Raw genomic sequence first — 18,578 nt, 5'->3', positions numbered from 1 at the left:
ACTCTAATGTCATGCCTTGTCTCTCCCATGCTTTAAATGGCCATATTTACGATGCAAATAAGCAGTGCTACTGACTAGCCATACTGCCACTAGCATTGAACCAACTCCTTTAATGGCTAAAACCACCAAGCTTACAGTTGAAAATGAAGCGGCGTACGGTATAAGCCAAAACAGTACAACAATGCCAACAGTAATAACGACAAAGCTGATCAAACCCTGTAGCCAAGGCAACCTTACGGTTTTCGACGATTGTTTGGCAATATGATCAACCGTTAAGAAGATACCTAGCCCCGCAGTAAACAAATAAGCATGAGCAGGCACCAGCGTAAAGCTAGCAACAATGCCTACAAAGATGGTAATAGATAGCCAGAACCATTTATTTAATAAATAGACATAATACGAAGACTTTATATCTGAACGCCAGACAATGATTACGGAGACAATTACAAGCCCTAGCATGATACTCATAACCGTATCGCTAATGAAATGAACACCATACCAAACTCGCGCCAAGGCCTGTCCAGCGATCATAAAGGTGACCACCGCTGTCAGTAAGTACTTATATTTATTAGCTACTACTTTTGATAATACATGCCACAATATTCCCCAGAGCAATGTCGCTAACAATGTATGACCGCTAGGGAAACCAAAACCATACGCATTTATTTTCTGTAATTCAGGAATAATCACAGAAGGCCGAGGCGAAGCTAAACCGTATTTCAATAAAGACGACGTAAACGTTGCCAGAAACAAGACAAACAACAATTCAAGTAATGCCTTAGACCCCCAAAATCCCGCAACAACAAGTAATAGCGCAACCACAAACCATGGCTCACCCGATAAATTCAATACAAACATCAATGCATTAAAGATATCACCCAAAATACTCGGCCATTCACTAACAACGTGTTGGAGGTTCTTAATCACTCTCAACTCAAATTGATGTAAGACATTAACGCTATCGCTAAGATCGGTATATTTCAATATCTCACTGTTAGGGGTTTTATCTAACCAAGTAGATAATAGTTGGGCATCTTCTGCATAACGGTATTCCTTAGCAGACACATCTTTTGGGTCTATGAGATAAACCCGCTCTACTTCGGTCGCAAAGTGCTTAGAAAACCATGATGCAACTGTCAGGTGCCCCGTATAGTCACGAAATGAATACACAAGAATCGGCGATTGTGCAACGCAACTATAAATAGCGGCACGACCACGATATTGAATAAGATCAGCAACCGTGACATGAATCCCCGTTTCTTCTAAGGCTTCTCTTACGGCAGCTTGCTGTGGCGTATCTCCCTTGTCAATGTACCCACCCGGCAAGGATAATTTTCGCGTGATAACCTCTGATAACATCACCATTTTGTTATCATGACGAATGACGCAAACAGCACCAACAATTTCTTCCGGTGTCTCGCTTGCTTTGATACTTGCTTCTTGCGCCGATAAAAAAGGGCTAACTAAACAGAGTAAAAAAATAAACAGCCAGCGGGTCATTCCAGTTACACTAACAGACACTATAAACCTTTTTATAAAATTGGTGGCACGTATGATGATAGCAGTACAAATTAAGGTAAGCTATTGAGTACATTAACAAATGAAGATATTTTACGCTTACACTTATGTTACTTGGATCTGTTTCATAAAATGACACTATAGGTGACAGGATTTTTATTTTACTTAGGTTATGCCATGAATCCCCCACAACCTCTTCGCAATGACTATTACTTAAGTAACGTCTTAACCCTTATAGAAGTGGTCACAAGCCAATATAGCGATCTAATGTCGACAAGCGAACTGACATGGCTACACACATTCGGCCAGCTTAGTGATGATGCTAAAAAACTATACATACGCCTATTATCCAGAAAAGGCGCATTGTTTCGTTTTGATAAGTTAGCCTACAGCGAAATTGACAATATCGAACTGGCAGCTATCGAATTAGCTAACGGCCAGTTTGCATTTATATTCCAACAGGAAAAAGAAAATACACCGACATGGCCTGTTAATTTAGCCGCCGTTAGTGCACTTTTTACAAAGCCAGAATTACTCCGATTATTTGATGAGTTATCCGCTTGGAAATCCTATAAAAAAGATAAACTCGTTGATGCGTTATGCCAATTATCCCCGGATATTAGTGCCTTTCAACAAGACATTATCGAACTACGTCAAACAGAGCATTTGAATGTATTCTTGTTACTTTTCTTCGGTAATAGCCACCAAAGCCTGACTGACTTTGTACTTAGTGATTTAGGCATTCAACATTATGAAAACTATAATATAGATCGACAGTATCGCTTTTTTAACGCACGTGAAAATATCGAGCAATGGCTTGCACTCTCAGCACTCAATGAACTGTACTGGCAAGCCAAAGAAGAAAAAGATTTTACTGCGATTGAAGTGATGGCCAATCAACTGCCACAACCGATTGAGTGGTTACCACTTGAGCGTAAAAGGCAAAAGTTAATTAACCACATAGCACGGGATCTAGAACGGTTTGCAAAAAATAGCTCCACTAAGCTTGAAAGCGCCCGTTTATTGTTTTCGCAAAGCGAACTGCCACCATCACGAGAACGACAGGTGCGCATTCTCGATAAACAACACAATTATGCTGATGCCTATCAACTTGCCTGTGAGATGCAATTAGCGCCAAAATCAGAAGAAGAAGCAGATATAGCTGCGACACTTGTGGGGAAACTCGCCCGTAAGTTATCCCTTTCAGCTCCCCCTCGTAAAAAGCCTAGATTCACGAATAGCTTCCTCACACTAAACAATACTGATACAAGCGTTGAGCTTGTTGTCGCTGAGCACTACTCGCAACAAGGCTGGCAATGTTACTTCCTCGAAAACACCTTTATATGTGGTTTATTTGGACTAACCTTCTGGGACATTATTTTTAGTGATGTGAAGGGGGCTTTTCTGAACCCTTTTCAACGCTCACCGAAAGGCATGTTCACTCCGGAATTTTACCAGCAAAGAAAAGCAGCTCTCGACAAGCGCCTTGAAGAGCTTCAATCCGGTCATTGGCAGCATTGGCTTGATGTATTTCAAGAAAAACAAGGTATTACCAATGATTGGGTTAATTGGACATTATTAACACCTAACATTATTAATCATGCGATTGCTCATTTCCCGATAGAAGCACTGTGCACCCTATTCAAGCGTATTTTGTTTGACCCGAAAAGTAACCGCAGCGGTTTTCCTGATCTCATCGCATTTAATGAGCACACTTTTCGCTGGATAGAGGTAAAAGGCCCCGGCGATAAATTGCAGAGCAACCAAATCCGCTGGCTAAACGTATTCGAAGAGTTAGAGCTGCCAGCTGAAGTAGTATATGTTGAGTGGTCAGAGGCTCAGTGAATCATTTATATCGGCTATATTCACCAGCTGTATTATTCTGACATTTTACTAATAAAGAACGTTACAGCCTTTATTCACAGTCTAAATCAAAAGCAATAATTCACCAGTACGCCACTAGCTTAATATATACACATGCGTTATATTTATGATGTTTAATATTAACTATGTCAACTCAACCATATGCGCATTATTACGCAATGTAAAATTTAACCTATATTTATAAATCAACAGATTCAGGAGTTTTATACCAAGGCTATTTTGGCAACTAAACCCCTACAACATAAAAAAACAAAGCACTTTAAAAACAAGGGATTAAGCGCAAGCATAATAATAAACACATTAGCACTCACAATATAACCTTTACTTTTCATGAAGATAGAATAAAATACCCAAATTAGAATATAAACTCTAATAAAGCCCACCAAACAATCTTGAAACATACAATATAAAAATAAATATATTAATATGGAATTACAATATTTATTGTAAAGCACCAAAGTTAGAACATAATAATAACCAAAAGCATTCACCTCTATACAAATAAGAAACGTTTCAACTGGTCTAATTTGTTTGTATATATATTAACAATAGAATCCCCCGAAAAATTAGCAGCTATGACTGCCTCAATTAATAATCACAAACAATATAAGTATAATTATGTTCAAGAAGCGTCTTTTATCTTGTGCTGTAGTTTCGGCTATGGCTCTTTCATCTACCTCCACAATAGCCGCTGGTTTTCAGCTAAACGCACAATCCGCTACAGGCCTTGGCCGTGCTTTTGCTGGTGATGCCGTTATTGCTGATAACGCATCAGCCATGGCACGTAACCCTGCCACTATGGCAATGTTTAAAGAAACCAGCATGTCATTGGGTTTCACCGTTATTGATACCGATGTGCGTATCAAAGATGGTACCTACCAGCAATTAAAGCTCGGTGGATTTCCTCCCGTGGGTAACAATGAATTTGATATTTCGGGTACTAACGGTCTGGGTAGCTCTGCTGTTGTTCCTAATTTCTATTTAGTTGTACCTGTTAACGACCAATGGGCATGGGGTGTTTCTGCATATTCGAACTTTGGTACAGGTACTGAGTTTAAAGATGACTTTGCAGCGTCTGTTTTTGGTGGTACTACCGACATTAAAAGCATGAACTTAGGCGCAAGTGTATCTTACCGCCTTAACGAGCAATGGAGCTTTGGTGCCGGCTTAGATCTGATCTACGGCATGGGTAAGCTAAAACGCGATATTGATTTAGAATACTGTGAAAACGTTAGTGATGGCTGGATACCTGACTACCAGTGTGGCGATCAAAAATTCAATGCCCTTGACGTTGACGCATCAGGTTTCGCCGTTGGCGGTAATGTCGGTGTTGTTTATGAAGTAAACGAAAACCACCGTTTTGGCCTGTCTTACCGTTACAGCCCAACCGTAACTGCTAAAGGCGATGTAGATACCATTGCTGGCAATACCGACAAAATGGATATGCCACTGCCAGACATGGCTGAGTTTTCAGGTTACCACCGCCTAGCCGACAAGTTTGCAGCTCACTATAGTGTGCAGTGGGTTCAATGGAGCGCCTTCGATTCACTACAAATCGCTGGCATTGAAAAAGAATACGCATGGAAAGATGCTGGGCATATTTCTGTCGGTGGTACCTATTACCTAAATAACGACTGGACATTACGCGCTGGTTACATGTATGACGTAGCAGCGACCGATGAAGTTAAGTCTATTTCAATTCCAGATTCAGATCGCCAATGGCTATCTGCAGGCTTTACTTATCATATTGACTCGCGTTCGAATATCGACTTTGGTGCCACGTACCTAGTTGGTAAAGATACCCAAGTTGATGAGTTCATGGGGATTGAAGATACACCAATTGGCGACATCGGCACTAGTGTGTCAGCTACCACTCGTGCCGATGCGATTCTTGTTGGCTTACAATACAGCCGTACATTCTAAGTCGGACCTATACGGTTACGATAAGGCGATTTAAAGCCTAGCGAAAAGCAGAAGTCCATTATTCACTTAAAGGCTTCTGCTTTTTTATTAACTAATTACTCTTTCATAGCCCTTTCTCTTTATTCGCATTGGTGAAACGCCACTCTTAGGTCTAAGATTTAATTCAAGTATTAGAAAATATTTTGACTAACTTAATAGTCACTCTTGCCTTTATATTTATCATGATTGTCGGTGGCTCGTCATGAGAAAAACAAGAACAGTTCATAAAATTCGGTTTGGGAAAAAAAACGGCCTGCTAACAGCATTCATTAATAATACTGAACGTGAGTCACTCGACCCCTTTGTCTTATGGGATCATTTTGAAGCCAAGGCAGTCGTAACGTCTACGGGGCTTGATTATCATGGCCATTCCGGGATCGATGCCATTAGCTACCCTGTTACCGGCTCACTCAGTCATCATGACTCTGCAGGTAGCCACACGACATTATCAAGTGGTGATGTAAATATCATGACGTCGGGTAATGGCGTTATTCATAAAGATACGATGACACCGCGGGATGGCAGAGTAGAGTCATTCAGCCTCTGGACCGCTCTCCCTGCTGGAGAGCCAGAAATGGCAAATGCTTCCAGCCATAATATTCTCTCGCAGCATTTGCCACTTGTGGAAGAAGCAGACTCCACCACCAAAGTGATTATCGGCCACTATAAAGGGATCTCCAGCCCTGCAAACTACAGTATTCCTATCACATACCTCGACATTATGATTTCACCTTACGGGGTATGGCATTTTGTGCCAGAAGAGCAGCAAACAGTCGGCTTTATCTATTTGCGTTCAGGTAGCGTGTATATCAGTGGCAATCAGTTACATCATCACCAAATGGCGACATTACATAAATCGACTCTTCCTATCGAAATTCGTACTGGAAAAATAGCTGCACGCTTATTTGTTATCTTAGGCAAACCGCTCGAACAACCTTTCTACTCTTCAACCCAATCGGTACATTCCTCACCCGATAATTTGTCAAAAGCGACACAAAATATAGGTACACTACTCGCCGAATTAAAGTGATATTGGTTCCAGCTTCAAAATCAATGTGATACTTCTCACACTTTAAACAATCCATTTTTTTGACACTAAAATACACCAATAAAGCATTTTTGCGTCATTACCGACCCATTTGAGCAATGGAGAATCTGCTTTTAAAACAAATTGATTCTTAGTGTCGTTTTTTTGCTTATCAAGAACAAAGGTATATATGAATATATATGTGTTATACGCCACAAGTATCGCTAAATGGCATAAATCAGAATATTAAAAAACCCACGCTAATAAACTGAATATAAATGCTTTTTCATATTTTTGATATTATATAAACCATTGGTTCCCTATTGGTTTGTATTGGCTATGGCATTCTCTCTATATCACCAGAAAACATATTTATTCAAACCATCACGATTTGCATTTATATGCTTTCTCCCTGTATTAACAATGCCCGTTAATGCCAGTGAACTGGATATGCTAATGGCAATGAGTTTAGAGGAGCTAGCAACGGCAGAGATAAAAGTAACCTCTGCGGCTAAAAAGAACCAAAGCATTGATGAAACGCCCGCTGCTGTTTATGTCATTAGCCATACACAAATAAAACGCAGTGGTGTCCGCTCTGTTGCAGAAGCACTTGCACTTGCACCCGGTGTACAAGTGACAAAAATTTCAGAATTCAATTGGCAGGTATCATTACGAGGTCTTAATGAAGTCTTGTATAACAAGCTTTTAATTATGATTGATGGACGTAGTGTATATAGCCCACTCATGTCAGGTACTTTTTGGCATACCATTGATACGGTTTTCGAAGACATTGAGCGCATCGAAGTCATTCGCGGTACAGCTGGCACAATGTGGGGCGGAAACGCTGCTAATGGCATTGTAAATATCATCACTAAAAACAGTCAGGACACCCTTGGCCATTACGGGGAAATATCCGCTGGCGAACGCCATTATCAAAATATAAATTACCGCTACGGCGCCGCTTTTAATGATAATTTAACCGCTCGTTTCTATGCCAAAGGCACTAAAGGCGATTATTATCTCGAAAATGATGATACTTGGCGTAACCTTTCTGGTGGAATACGTGCCGACTATGACGTCAATAACCGTCAAATCACCATCCAAACGGGTGGTTTTCAAACAAAATCAACTCATGATTGGTATTATGCTAATTATAATAATGCCCCCAGCCAAGTCATTACTGAAACGGAACTGAATGTCTATTCTCGTGGGGGGTTTATCAGTCTAGATTGGTATGAGCAACGTGAAGATGCCAATTACGAGCTACATACGTGGGTCGATGCAAACTCGACTAATGAACCGTCGGCAAAAGGTGAGTTTTATACCTTTGATCTTGATTTACTCACTCACCGCCGAATAGCGAATAACCATGAATTCACTCTTGGTGGTGGCATTCGTACAATACATCGTCGCACAGAGCCCTATCCTGACAGTACTTACCAACATGTTGAGCCCTGGGGACGATACAGCCTAGACCCCAAAGGCACCGATACAATACTCAACATCTATGCACAATTAGAATCACGATTAACTGAGCAAGTCATCGTCACTCTGGGCACCAAAGTTGAACACTTTTCATTAAACGACACGACTGAAGTTCAACCTCAGGCGAGGGTACTTTATAAGCACAACAATAGTCACCGTTTCTGGGCTGGTGTTGGGCGTGCGGTAGTAACGCCCTCATTTGTTGCAACAAAAACAGATGGCTATTTTTCGGGCTCAGTTTGTTTAGATGACCAATGTAATAATACCCGCCCACTTATTATATATACTTCCGCTAATGAAGATTTAGATAATGAGTCGGTCATCACCCTAGATGTAGGGCACCGTTTTACGATGAATCATGCGCTCGATATTGATAGTACGTTATTCTACAGTGAATATAGAAACTTACGTATGGAAGACCAAAGCCGGTGGCATTGTGTCTTTGGAGAATGTAGCAATGGAGACAGCCTACCTTATGAGATGTTTATTTTAACTGAAACATACTCCGATAACCTTGAAGCTAATAGTTATGGTTTCGAAACAGCCATTCGTTGGACACCTTTTTCATCGCTAGAAATCAATACTAGTTATAGCTATATCCAAACGAAGGCATCTTGCGACGGCGCGATCCAGTGTAATGACAATGCAGAAAGCGGCTACAAGGTAAAATATAACCACCAGCCAGCCCACTTCGTTTCAATTCAAACATTATGGGACATAACAACAGCTTGGCAACTTGATTTATGGTACAAACACAAAAGCGCGGTTTCTTCAAACCATGTCACTTACCAAGCGCCTTCTATTAGCACTCTGGATATTCGCCTTGCTTGGCAAGAATACCCAACATGGCCAAGGGTCGAGTTAGTGGTTGATGCATTAGGTAAATCAGCCTATGAAGATTTACCTTATAAGGCCAAAATTGAAGAAAGCGCCTTTTTACGAGCATCATGGAACTGGTAATAATGATAAAAATGGCTATCACCTCACGGCACTTAGTCAATCTAGCAATGTGCTTTACATTGCTAGCACTGAGTATTGCCGCCAAAGCCAGTGCCAATACGTCACAAAGCTATTCTGCACATAAGATAAAAACGGTATACGTCTACCGCCTTGCCAATTTTATCCGCTGGCCATCTCCTCAACCACAGCCTTTACGCTACTGCGTTTTAGGACGTAATAGTATTACGGTTACGCTCGATACTTTTTTTTCCAATGTAGAAATCAGTTCCCCACTCGTGCACATGACTGATCTCACTGCAGCCAGCCAACAATGCGACGTACTTTATATTACAGAGCAAAAACTCAATATCCTTCAAGCTATACCGCAATACCCTAACCTACTGACCATTAGTGATAGCCCTCAGTTTTTGGAGCGCGGTGGTATGATAGAGCTTCGCACATATAGCAGCCAAATAAAGCCAGTCCTAGCACTTACGCATCTTGAGCGTTCTAACCTCTCGGTAAGTTCTCAATTACTTCGTATTGCCATTATTCACAGGCCACAAAAGCCTGATAATGCCAGGGGAGGAAACCATGAATAGGTGGATTGAAAAACTCAGTTTAAATCAACGATTATCTATCCCTATCATGAGTTTTATTCTGGTCGTGTTTTTCACGTTTCAAATTCTCAGCTACCAACGTTACTTAGAAGTCGAGCAAGATAACTTAGTCAGCCGTACCAATATATTAGCAAGTGGGGTGGGCATAAACCTAACAGCGCCTGTGCTCTTTAACGATATTGTCTCAGCACATGAGATTTTATCCGCTTTCAAAGCCGACCGCCTCATTGCACAAGTACGCCTAGAAAGACCCGATGATAGTCTGTTTGCGCAATATGAGAATGCATCGATTAAATTCATTCCTCCAACCGCCAGTCAACAGCAGCTTAGCATCCAAAATGGATACCATTTTGGTACCGAGATGCTCTACATCATTGTGCCCATACTGCTAGAAGGTGAGAACATTGCTCATATGCACATCGCCGTTTCGCTACATGAACTACAATCGCTTCGTATCTCTCATCTCAAAGTCAGTCTCTTTTTATTGCTGCTGCTTTTCGGTGTCGCGACCTATATTATCAATCGCCTTCAACTCTGGGTGGTTAACCCGATCACCCAAATAAATAAGGCAATTAAACGCCTAATCGTTGGTGATGAACATCAGCCTTTGCCACAAAGCCACTATACCAATGACGAGCTGAGCTCGTTGGTACGAGGCTTCAACCAAATGGTTGATAAAATTAGCTATCGAGATTGTAAAATACGTGAAGCGATGGCTGATCTTGCCGAGGAAAAAGCGTTTGCCGATGAAGTCATTGAAACAGTACGCCATGCACTCGTTGTCGTAAACCACCGGGGCTATATAACGCTGGTCAATCAAGCTTGTCGCAATGTCTTTGATATCCCACTACACCAGCTATCGGGGCAGCTCTTCATCGATATCATTACACCAACCGATAATAGTGCCAGTACATCGATACTGAAAGATGCGCTTTCTTCAGGGTCTAGTATTGATCATCTAACCATTAAAAGTTTAACCAGCACGGGTGAAACCAAAGTCTACAATGTGTTTAGCCGTCCATTAAAGCAACGACATCAAACCCTCTTTGCTATAGAAGATATTACAATTCGGGATCAAGCTGAAAAGCAGCAAAAGTTAGCCGCTAAAATATTCGACAACAGTCAAGATGCCATTTTACTTTTTGATAAAGATGGTTATATTTCAATGGTCAACGCCACATTTCAAACACTTACAGGATATAAAGAGACTGACATCCTCGGTCAGCACTTCAAGGTACTGGTTAACGATGAGTATCAACAAGCTGAACAAGCCATTAGCCTAAGCTTGAAAAGCGCCAATCAATGGCAAGGTGAAGTCAACACTCGAACCATCAATAATGAGATCCTCCCTTTATTCGTCCGAGTGAACCGAATACAAGACTCACACAGCCAAGAGCAACAAACTGTTGTTATTGCCTCAGATCTGCGCTCGTTAAAAGAAATGCAACGCTTAGAGCACCTAGCGACTCATGATTCACTGACCAACTTACCAAATCGCGCTAAATTGCATCAAACTCTACACCAGTACTTAATTCAACAAAAAGTAGCCCCGCAAATCTCTGCAGTGCTGTTTATCGATTTAGATGGTTTTAAAAACGTCAATGACACTTATGGGCATGAAGCTGGCGACCAAGTACTGACCATCATTGCTGAAAAACTAAAGCGTACAGTAAAGAAATCAGACTTTGTTTCGCGCTTGGCTGGTGATGAATTTGTCATCTTACTCAACCCCATTGAAAGTGAAGAGGCTGTGCAAAAAACCTGTACTAGGCTATTTAATCGTATTGCTGAAGAGATTCATTTGGATAAAGTCAGCTTATCGATCAGTGCAAGTATTGGCTGCTATTACGTACAACCACAAGATGAACAAAATGAAGACGATATTTTACGCCGAGCAGACAAAGCAATGTATGAAGCAAAATTAATGGGAAAGGGTCAAGTTATTGAATATAACAAGATAAGTAAGAAGTATTAATACCAATCTGGATAAGTAATTAATCTAAGTATTACGCAGGAAAAATTGTTGTTATCAAGGCAGAGATTGCAGTAACTAGTGGTTCTAATTACCAAATCTCTAACGTAGAGAGCAACGGTTTTAACCAGTAAGACTGATCAAGTACTTATGTAGGTTGGTATAAGTACCAGCCAGAAACCGCTGACTGGTATTCATTATCACATAATTCGCGATGTATTAGTCACCACGTAGTGCACATTTGAATGTGCCTTTAGAACTAAACCAAACGGCTTGTTTTTTCTTACGTCCAAGGAGTATTGGGCCATCATCAAAAAACAGGAAGTTCTTCCAATTGCGCTTGAATACGTTCCACTTTGTCTCAATCACATTGTATTTTTCATAGCAGAAGAAAACGGTGGTGTTATCTTCCCACTCAAGAAATTCAAGTAGCTCTTCAGGTAGCTCCGGTTCATCGCTATCCCATGCATCTTGCCAATCATGAGCCGCTGACCAAATTTTGCTATCAAACGCCCAGTCACCCTTTTCAAAATGATCTGCGTCAGGGCTGTGAGCACTGATATGATCACGCCAGATCTGTGCAGAACGGGCTTGGGTAAAAGGTTTGATCAAGGCTAAATCAGTGGCTTCTACAGGCATTGAAGCGTGGGTAAAAATCCACTTGCGGGAATAGCTATCTAACTCTACGTAATTCATGCGTCGACCTAAAAGTTACAGACGAGAGGAATGTACCTGAGTCGATCACATTTATCCAGCGGCTTATGCAACGTAATCCTCGTAAGATCACCTATAACAGAACAATTCAGGCAGTCTCTCAGAGTGGAAACTGCGATAAAACGTATGCTGTCACAGGTGACATTCACTATCAAAATACTGCTATGCTAGTAATGACATTTTTTACTGTGGTGCTATTTCTTCGCGTCCCATAGGTTACTCACCCATCCACCGACACTATCATCATAATGACAACCACTATAATGCTTTTCAACAACTTCAGTATTCTGCTGGCTTGAATTTAATAAATCAGATATGTGGCAAGCCATCGGATCACCTTGCGATTGTAACTGCTTACGTACCGCAACCTCTTTGATGACTTGTAAACGATAGGTCGAATTCATTTTTTTCATTTTCCACACCTCTGTCAGTTAAACCCAACTAAAAATAGAAGTGGACATTAAAATCGTCAAATAAACGACATCAAACCTTCATCACTCTGGTGTAAGCGCTAAGTGTAAATAAAGTATTCAATTCAGTTAGTTAGAAAACACAGTCGAGACACGCAACCGGTAAACGCATTCATTAATTACGTAACCAGTTGAATTGACTATACTTTCATTGTAATAAAAAATTCGTCTTTTCTTACAAAAACAAGTCTCTTCGCAAGTTATAGAATAAATCTGAGTGATTTTTTCACATCAACAGCCTAGCTATATTAGAATATCCGGGCCATTCACCGTCTTATCAATACTCTATGTATAATTTAGCAACGAACCTTGAACGTAATGCCGCTTTTCGATCTAACGATATCGCCCTGATTTTTGGGGAACAACATATAAGCTACCAAGCACTGAACACAATGGTTAACCAAGTCGCCAACCATTTAGTTCAGCTCGGTATTAAGCCTGATGATAAGGTTGCAATTTCTTGCCCAAATACACCGGACTTCGTGATTGGTTATTACGCGATTCAAAAAGTCGGTGCAGTAACAGTACCGCTGAATGTTATGCTAAAAGGCTCAGAGGTTGCTTATCACCTCGATGATTCTGATGCTGTAGCGCTGATCAGCTTTGAAGGTAGTAGCGCCCTACCTTGTGGACAGTATTGCTTTGAAGGTTTCCAACAAACACCAAGCTGTAAACACTTTATAACGATTGAAGCGAATACGGAGCAAGTGCTCCCAGATGGCGCACACCGTTTCAATCAATGGTTACAATCGGATCTTACCGAGTTTGATGCGCAATACCGACGTGCCGAAGACACCTGCGTTATTTTATATACATCGGGGACAACAGGCCGAGCGAAAGGGGCCGAGCTCAGCCAAAGTAACATGTTGTGTAATGCCCAAGCCTGTCAAGCACTCACCAACCAAAAGGGTACTGACGTCAGTATGGCGATTTTGCCACTCTTCCATACTTTCGGGCAGTCACTGATCATGAATACCTCTATCCTCGCGGGTAGTACGTTAGTACTTGTACCTCGCTTTGTGCCCAAAACGGTTATGCAGTTAATGCAAGCCCATAAAGTCACCCATATTGCGGGTGTACCCACCATGTTTATGGGCTTACTGGCCTTTGTCGAAAAACATGGCGACGATTACGTTGCTGACATTGCCAGTACGCTCAAGGTCGCCATTTCAGGTGGTGCATCTATGCCTGTCGAGGTCCTTAAGCAGTTTGAAGCAAAATTAAATGTACCCGTTATAGAAGGTTACGGTCTTTCTGAGTCATCACCCGTTGCTGCATTTAATCATTTAGAATATGAACGTAAGCCAGGCAGTATCGGCCAACCATTACCTGGTGTCGCCATGAAAGTTGTCGACGACCAAGGTAACGAGGTTGCCTCAGGTAAGGAAGGCGAGCTGCTTATTCGTGGCCATAACGTGATGAAAGGCTATTACAAAAAGCCTGAAGAAACCGCGCAAACCGTCGTTGATGGTTGGCTCCATACTGGTGATATTGTGCGTATGGATGAGCAAGGCTATGTTTATGTTGTCGACCGACTTAAAGAAGTTATTATTCGTGGTGGGTTCAATATCTACCCTCGAGATATCGAAGAAACCTTCATGAGTCACCCTGATGTTCAGATGATTGCAGTCATCGGTATCGAGCATAAAACGTATGGCGAAGAAGCAAAAGCGTTCATCATTCTAAAAGAAGGTTCGACGGTATCTGCTAAAACATTGGTTCACTGGGGTAAAGAGCGCTTAGCTGATTACAAATACCCTCGCCACATTGAATTAATGACTGAGTTACCAATGACAGCTACAGGTAAAATACTAAAACGCCTACTAAAATAGTCGTTCTAAATTGGCACAATAAAGCCTGCCCTGCTATTTTTGATCAAAGTTGAGAAGTATTTTGAATCGGAGGTAGAGTGCAGGCTTATTCCTTTCTATATCCATGTTTTATCGCTTTAGTTCTTCTCATCACGAGCTTCTACTCAGCGACCGCTAGTACTGCGCCTTCCCTTGCTTTTCATCAATGCTCAAAAACATTTTCCTACGATCTCTTTTTTAACAACCTAAAAGTCGGGCAACTCAGTCGTACATTAAAATGGCAGGATACAAACGCCACGATTCTCTCATACAGTAATATCGAAGTTTTAATGACAAAGACAAAGTTTAAACAGAGCAGTCAATTATACTGGTCTGAGCGACATAATTCTTTTTTATCAAAAGGCTTCAAGCGTGAAGTATCAGGGTTACTCGCCGGTAAAACCCAAGCAAGCTTTTCCTCTGACGGGAAAGCATCATCTATAAGTAGCAACGGTGAAACGGCAACATTTACAAGTCAGGATCTCCCTCTACTCGACACCGATGCCGTTGGCAGCCAAATGCGGCTCGCACTCATTGAAGGTAAAAAAGAATTCAACTACAAACTGCAAGATACTGATGACGTCAATCACTACTATTTTCAGGTTATGGGCACTGAAAAAATCAACAGCAACTTTGGTAAAATTAATACAATTAGAGTCGAACAAGTACGGAAAAGTGACCGAAAATTGGTCATGTGGTTTTCGCCAGACATTGACTATCAGCTGGTCAGGGCAACCTATAAGCGTAAAATACTTAATTTAAAAGCCGTTTTGTTTAGCAAAAAAGTCCAATGCCCTCAGCAATAACACATGCTTCTTTAAAGTCCGTCATGAATAAAGGCGACTATTACTTCATTGTCACCTTACCGCCGATCATTTTGAATGCAGGGGCACCACGCACTAACGTATCGCGAGCAAATACCTTCTGACATTGCGGGCAGGTTCCTGCATCAGTCGTAAAATCCTTCACTATGCGTTCTTTAAAGCACTTTACCAATGCGCCCTTCCCGCCCTTTCGGTATTTGTAGAGTGGTGTTTTACAACCCGCACAATAGACATCAACCGTTTTGGTTGGCCCTTTCTTATTCGGTTTTGCCATTGTTCTCTTATTTTGTCCTAACAGTTGCTAGCAGTTGATCGATTTTATCAAGGTGCCTTTCTTCTACACCTGCATGATTACCATATTTAGGCTGATGGCGGTCATTTTCCAGAGGATAATGCCACCCTTGAGTTGTTTGAACAAATGTTTTTGCGAAGGTCTCTGAGATAGACAAACATCCAGCCAACACGGTATCTACATAGGTTTGCATGATCGGCTGCACTTCACATGGAGGTTCATGCTGCGGCCTGACATACACCCAAATCGGTTGATGTTTATCGATTTCATTTGATGTAATAATCTGATTGGGTTCAAGCTCAATACGTTGATAGCCTAGCTCGCGTTGATCAAAACATTGCAACGCCTCATCATCCACCCTCACCAATACCCCATTACACTCACCAGCCCCCACCATAGCAACTAATGGTGAAATACTATAACGACTGTCTATTTTTCCCCAATAACGTTCAATCCCCTTTACCGTTACGGCAACCGCCTCACTTGTTTGCCCTGTCCGTGTTCTCGAATAATGGTTAATTAAGCTGCCGTATCCGAATATGTACATAGTGCTCCTTTGCATCAAAAAGTAATAAGCAGCTAAAACTGCAAACCAAAAAATCTTGAGAATACCAACCACTCTTCTGTCGCTTCAGCCAATGGCATTGGTTTAAAGTGAACCTCAGTGTAAGGCCTTGCTTGAGCCAACTTTGGAATATCAACACGGGCGACACACCCTAATTTTGGATAACCGCCGAGCGTCTGTCGGTCATTCAGTAAAACAATTGGCTGGCCATTAGGCGGGATCTGAATGGCTCCAAGCGCTATTCCCTCTGAAACAATACCATTATTCATATCCGCCGTTATTGCTCTCCCATCTAATCGACACCCCATACGATCAGTTTCTTGACTAACAGTATAGGTACTTTGATAAAAGGCCTCTTTTTCGCTGTCAGCAAAGGCTGCATGCTGATAAGACTCTACAACTCTAAGTGTGATGGGTTTACCGTAATCTGGCACAAAACGAGAAGCAGCCTGCTGCCCTTCAATACGTCCAAGCTCCTTAAAATCAGCCATTGGATTTAACGGTAAGCTATCCCCTTTCATTAACGGCCGACCTTTTTTCAACCCACCGAGCTGATTACGCGACACCGTCGTACAGCTGCCTAACACTGCAGGGATGTTAAAGCCGCCACTGACTGCTAAATACGCTCTTAGTCCTTCGCGCGCAAAACCAAAAGATAGCACCTGCCCTTTATTTAGAATAAAACGTTGCCAATTGTTAACCGCAGTTCCATCAACAATTGCTGACATATCAGCACCTGTAATCACTACGCAGCACCGCGATGTCGCTTTAAATGACGCCTTGCCCAACGTGATTTCGATGAGTGGAGTATTTGCATCATTACCGACAAGGTGATTGGCCCAGCAATAAGCATGTAAATCGACAGGCCCTCCCTGACTTAACCCTTGCGAGCCAACGCCAAATCGCCCAAGATCTTGTACCAGACTCAGCATACCTGCATGGATCACTTCCAATGTGGCCATATCTCACCTCCTTGATCCAAAAACTCTTTACGCGATATTTGAGTAAAGCGTACTTGGTCGCCAACCATAAAAGGTGACATGGGCGTTTGATTGGGGTTAAACAGTTCCGATGGGCAATTTCCAATAATCTGCCATCCTCCAGGCGAATCTGCGGGATATACCGCCGTTTGCGAATTAGCAATTCCAACACTGCCTGCAGGTATTTTCTTTCTTGGAGCATGGTGCCGAGGAGTAGCAATCTCCTCATTAACCGATGCTAAAAAAGCAAAACCAGGTGCAAAGCCAATAGCGCACACCGTATAAAGTTGTTCGCTATGGAATGCAATAACTTGGTCGAGACTTAACTGCTTCTCTTTCGCGATCGCCTTTAGATCTGGGCCAACCTCTGTTGAATAATAAACAGGTAACTCAATCACTTTTGAGTGATTTGACTGTGGTAGGTTTAACGGCTGATTTTCGCGAAGAATCTGCTCATATTGCAATACCGCAGCTTGTAGTTGCCCAAATGAAATCTGTTGTGGCCGGAATTGAATCAGTACGGAAGTGTATGAAGGTATGACTTCAACAATGGCATTAGCCTTCAACGTCCATAAATAATCAACTAACAGGCTAATTTTCGGTGTTAATGCAACGTCGATTTGGTTGCCGAGGTAAACTATCGCATTGTTTTCAGAAACATGTTCGATCTTCATCATTGCTGGAGATCCTCATATAAGGATTTTACAACCGCAATAGATTGTTCATTGTCACCATGCACACATACAGTATCAGCTTGGAGCAATAATTTAGTGCCCGACGCTGTCGTGATGAACCCTGCTGAAAGTTCGGCGACTTGCCGTCGGATCCTTTTGCTATCATGGTGCACTGCACCTGATTTACTTCTGGGTACCAATAATCCCGTATCATCATATGCACGGTCAGCGAACGCTTCGAATAATAGCTCAACATTATATTTAGCGGCCAAATCGCGATACGTTGTATTGTCTGCTCTTGCTAACACCATCAGCTTTAACGGCTTTTCAAGTGACGGATTCAACCTTGAAATGGATTCAAGCACCGCAATGAATATCCCTTCCTCAGCCATCATATCGTTATACAGTGCCCCATGAGGTTTAACATAGGTCATCGCAACATCATGAAATTGGCAGATAGCGTTAAGCGCCCCTATTTGATAAGCAATTAAATGTGAAATAGCTGCCGATGTGTGTGGAATAGAGCGGCGTCCGAAACCTTGTTTATCGTCGTAGCCAGGATGTGCGCCAACTTCAACTCCATGTTTTTTGGCTAAGCGAACAGTTTCTGACATATGATTAGGATCTGAAGCATGAAACCCACAAGCAATATTTGCCATATCAACCCATGGCATAACAGCATTATCATTACCTATTTGCCAACAACCAAAGCTTTCGCCCATATCACAGTTTAATTTCATCACTATCCCTGCTACATAAAATTCAACAACCTGCCCTTTTTATCCACTCTATAAAGAAAAGC

The 18,578-nt window shown here is 41.8% G+C and carries 16 protein-coding genes; 8 read left to right on the top strand and 8 right to left on the bottom strand.

The window, feature by feature from the left end:
* Positions 1 to 9 precede the first annotated feature (9 nt).
* Positions 10 to 1,521 carry a bifunctional NUDIX hydrolase/phosphatase PAP2 family protein gene (locus tag L4D09_RS08700; RefSeq protein WP_428457101.1) on the bottom strand — a complete coding sequence of 504 codons (1,512 nt, stop codon included), beginning with the start codon at positions 1,519 to 1,521 and terminating at the stop codon, positions 10 to 12.
* A 174-nt stretch (positions 1,522 to 1,695) separates the two neighbouring features.
* Between L4D09_RS08700 and L4D09_RS08695 the strand changes: the two genes are divergently transcribed.
* The 6 genes from L4D09_RS08695 (at position 1,696) to L4D09_RS08670 (ending at position 11,410) form a co-directional block, all read left to right on the top strand.
* A complete protein-coding gene (locus L4D09_RS08695) occupies positions 1,696 to 3,363 on the top strand; it encodes a VRR-NUC domain-containing protein (protein ID WP_428457100.1) in 1,668 nt (555 codons plus the stop codon).
* Positions 3,364 to 4,020: 657 nt separating this feature from the next.
* Complete coding sequence (locus L4D09_RS08690; protein WP_428457099.1) at positions 4,021 to 5,325, top strand: outer membrane protein transport protein; 1,305 nt, start codon at positions 4,021 to 4,023, stop codon at positions 5,323 to 5,325.
* Positions 5,326 to 5,566: 241 nt separating this feature from the next.
* Positions 5,567 to 6,394 carry a pirin family protein gene (locus L4D09_RS08685; protein WP_428457098.1) on the top strand — a complete coding sequence of 276 codons (828 nt, stop codon included), beginning with the start codon at positions 5,567 to 5,569 and terminating at the stop codon, positions 6,392 to 6,394.
* A gap of 336 nt (positions 6,395 to 6,730) precedes the next feature.
* Complete coding sequence (locus tag L4D09_RS08680; RefSeq protein ID WP_428457097.1) at positions 6,731 to 8,836, top strand: TonB-dependent receptor plug domain-containing protein; 2,106 nt, start codon at positions 6,731 to 6,733, stop codon at positions 8,834 to 8,836.
* On the top strand, positions 8,824 to 9,417 hold the full coding sequence (locus tag L4D09_RS08675; RefSeq protein ID WP_428457096.1) for a YfiR family protein: 594 nt from the start codon (positions 8,824 to 8,826) through the stop codon (positions 9,415 to 9,417). The genes L4D09_RS08680 and L4D09_RS08675 overlap by 13 nt, the downstream gene beginning before the upstream one ends.
* Complete coding sequence (locus L4D09_RS08670; protein WP_428457095.1) at positions 9,410 to 11,410, top strand: diguanylate cyclase domain-containing protein; 2,001 nt, start codon at positions 9,410 to 9,412, stop codon at positions 11,408 to 11,410. The genes L4D09_RS08675 and L4D09_RS08670 overlap by 8 nt, the downstream gene beginning before the upstream one ends.
* A 216-nt stretch (positions 11,411 to 11,626) precedes the next feature.
* On the opposite strand, the gene L4D09_RS08665 is transcribed toward L4D09_RS08670, so the two are convergent.
* Both L4D09_RS08665 and L4D09_RS08660 read right to left on the bottom strand, forming a co-directional pair.
* On the bottom strand, positions 11,627 to 12,103 hold the full coding sequence (locus L4D09_RS08665; protein WP_428457094.1) for a DUF2947 domain-containing protein: 477 nt from the start codon (positions 12,101 to 12,103) through the stop codon (positions 11,627 to 11,629).
* A 212-nt stretch (positions 12,104 to 12,315) separates the two neighbouring features.
* A complete protein-coding gene (locus L4D09_RS08660; RefSeq protein WP_428457093.1) occupies positions 12,316 to 12,534 on the bottom strand; it encodes a hypothetical protein in 219 nt (72 codons plus the stop codon).
* A 344-nt stretch (positions 12,535 to 12,878) separates the two neighbouring features.
* Between L4D09_RS08660 and L4D09_RS08655 the strand changes: the two genes are divergently transcribed.
* Positions 12,879 to 14,423, top strand: a complete 1,545-nt coding sequence (locus L4D09_RS08655) for a long-chain-fatty-acid--CoA ligase (protein WP_428457092.1) — start codon at positions 12,879 to 12,881, stop codon at positions 14,421 to 14,423.
* A gap of 77 nt (positions 14,424 to 14,500) precedes the next feature.
* Entirely contained in the window at positions 14,501 to 15,247 is a 747-nt protein-coding gene (locus L4D09_RS08650; RefSeq protein WP_428457091.1) for a DUF3108 domain-containing protein, read from the top strand.
* Between the two features lie 40 nt (positions 15,248 to 15,287).
* On the opposite strand, the gene L4D09_RS08645 is transcribed toward L4D09_RS08650, so the two are convergent.
* From L4D09_RS08645 to L4D09_RS08625, 5 genes are read right to left on the bottom strand one after another with little or no spacing between them, the layout of a single operon-like run.
* Positions 15,288 to 15,539: a hypothetical protein gene (locus tag L4D09_RS08645; protein ID WP_428457090.1), complete on the bottom strand. Its 252-nt coding sequence runs from the start codon at positions 15,537 to 15,539 to the stop codon at positions 15,288 to 15,290.
* Positions 15,540 to 15,546: 7 nt separating this feature from the next.
* Positions 15,547 to 16,104 (bottom strand): gamma-glutamylcyclotransferase family protein, encoded by a 558-nt coding sequence (locus L4D09_RS08640; protein WP_428457089.1) that lies wholly within the window; start codon positions 16,102 to 16,104, stop codon positions 15,547 to 15,549.
* Between the two features lie 32 nt (positions 16,105 to 16,136).
* Positions 16,137 to 17,084, bottom strand: coding sequence for a 5-oxoprolinase subunit C family protein (locus L4D09_RS08635; protein ID WP_428457088.1), 948 nt, complete (start codon positions 17,082 to 17,084; stop codon positions 16,137 to 16,139).
* Positions 17,066 to 17,779 (bottom strand): 5-oxoprolinase subunit PxpB, encoded by a 714-nt coding sequence (pxpB, locus tag L4D09_RS08630; protein ID WP_428457087.1) that lies wholly within the window; start codon positions 17,777 to 17,779, stop codon positions 17,066 to 17,068. The genes L4D09_RS08635 and pxpB overlap by 19 nt, the downstream gene beginning before the upstream one ends.
* On the bottom strand, positions 17,776 to 18,516 hold the full coding sequence (locus L4D09_RS08625) for a 5-oxoprolinase subunit PxpA (RefSeq protein ID WP_428457086.1): 741 nt from the start codon (positions 18,514 to 18,516) through the stop codon (positions 17,776 to 17,778). The genes pxpB and L4D09_RS08625 overlap by 4 nt, the downstream gene beginning before the upstream one ends.
* Positions 18,517 to 18,578 lie beyond the last annotated feature (62 nt).

It is taken from the genome of Photobacterium makurazakiensis, from assembly GCF_050336715.1.
Classification (GTDB): Bacteria; Pseudomonadota; Gammaproteobacteria; order Enterobacterales; family Vibrionaceae; genus Photobacterium; species Photobacterium makurazakiensis.
Note: the sequence above shows the minus strand (reverse complement) of the source record. Positions and strands in the feature narration are given on the sequence as shown.

Bases quoted from the DNA above. Each gene is read 5' to 3' on its own strand.
- L4D09_RS08625 (WP_428457086.1), bottom strand. From the start codon at position 18,516: ATGAAATTAAACTGTGATATGGGCGAAAGCTTTGGTTGTTGGCAAATA.
- L4D09_RS08665 (WP_428457094.1), bottom strand. From the start codon at position 12,103: ATGAATTACGTAGAGTTAGATAGCTATTCCCGCAAGTGGATTTTTACC.
- L4D09_RS08660 (WP_428457093.1), bottom strand. From the start codon at position 12,534: ATGAAAAAAATGAATTCGACCTATCGTTTACAAGTCATCAAAGAGGTT.
- L4D09_RS08640 (WP_428457089.1), bottom strand. From the start codon at position 16,104: ATGTACATATTCGGATACGGCAGCTTAATTAACCATTATTCGAGAACA.
- L4D09_RS08685 (WP_428457098.1), top strand. From the start codon at position 5,567: ATGAGAAAAACAAGAACAGTTCATAAAATTCGGTTTGGGAAAAAAAAC.
- L4D09_RS08635 (WP_428457088.1), bottom strand. From the start codon at position 17,084: ATGGCCACATTGGAAGTGATCCATGCAGGTATGCTGAGTCTGGTACAA.
- pxpB (WP_428457087.1), bottom strand. From the start codon at position 17,779: ATGATGAAGATCGAACATGTTTCTGAAAACAATGCGATAGTTTACCTC.
- L4D09_RS08695 (WP_428457100.1), top strand. From the start codon at position 1,696: ATGAATCCCCCACAACCTCTTCGCAATGACTATTACTTAAGTAACGTC.
- L4D09_RS08690 (WP_428457099.1), top strand. From the start codon at position 4,021: ATGTTCAAGAAGCGTCTTTTATCTTGTGCTGTAGTTTCGGCTATGGCT.
- L4D09_RS08670 (WP_428457095.1), top strand. From the start codon at position 9,410: ATGAATAGGTGGATTGAAAAACTCAGTTTAAATCAACGATTATCTATC.
- L4D09_RS08645 (WP_428457090.1), bottom strand. From the start codon at position 15,539: ATGGCAAAACCGAATAAGAAAGGGCCAACCAAAACGGTTGATGTCTAT.
- L4D09_RS08680 (WP_428457097.1), top strand. From the start codon at position 6,731: ATGGCATTCTCTCTATATCACCAGAAAACATATTTATTCAAACCATCA.
- L4D09_RS08675 (WP_428457096.1), top strand. From the start codon at position 8,824: ATGGAACTGGTAATAATGATAAAAATGGCTATCACCTCACGGCACTTA.
- L4D09_RS08655 (WP_428457092.1), top strand. From the start codon at position 12,879: ATGTATAATTTAGCAACGAACCTTGAACGTAATGCCGCTTTTCGATCT.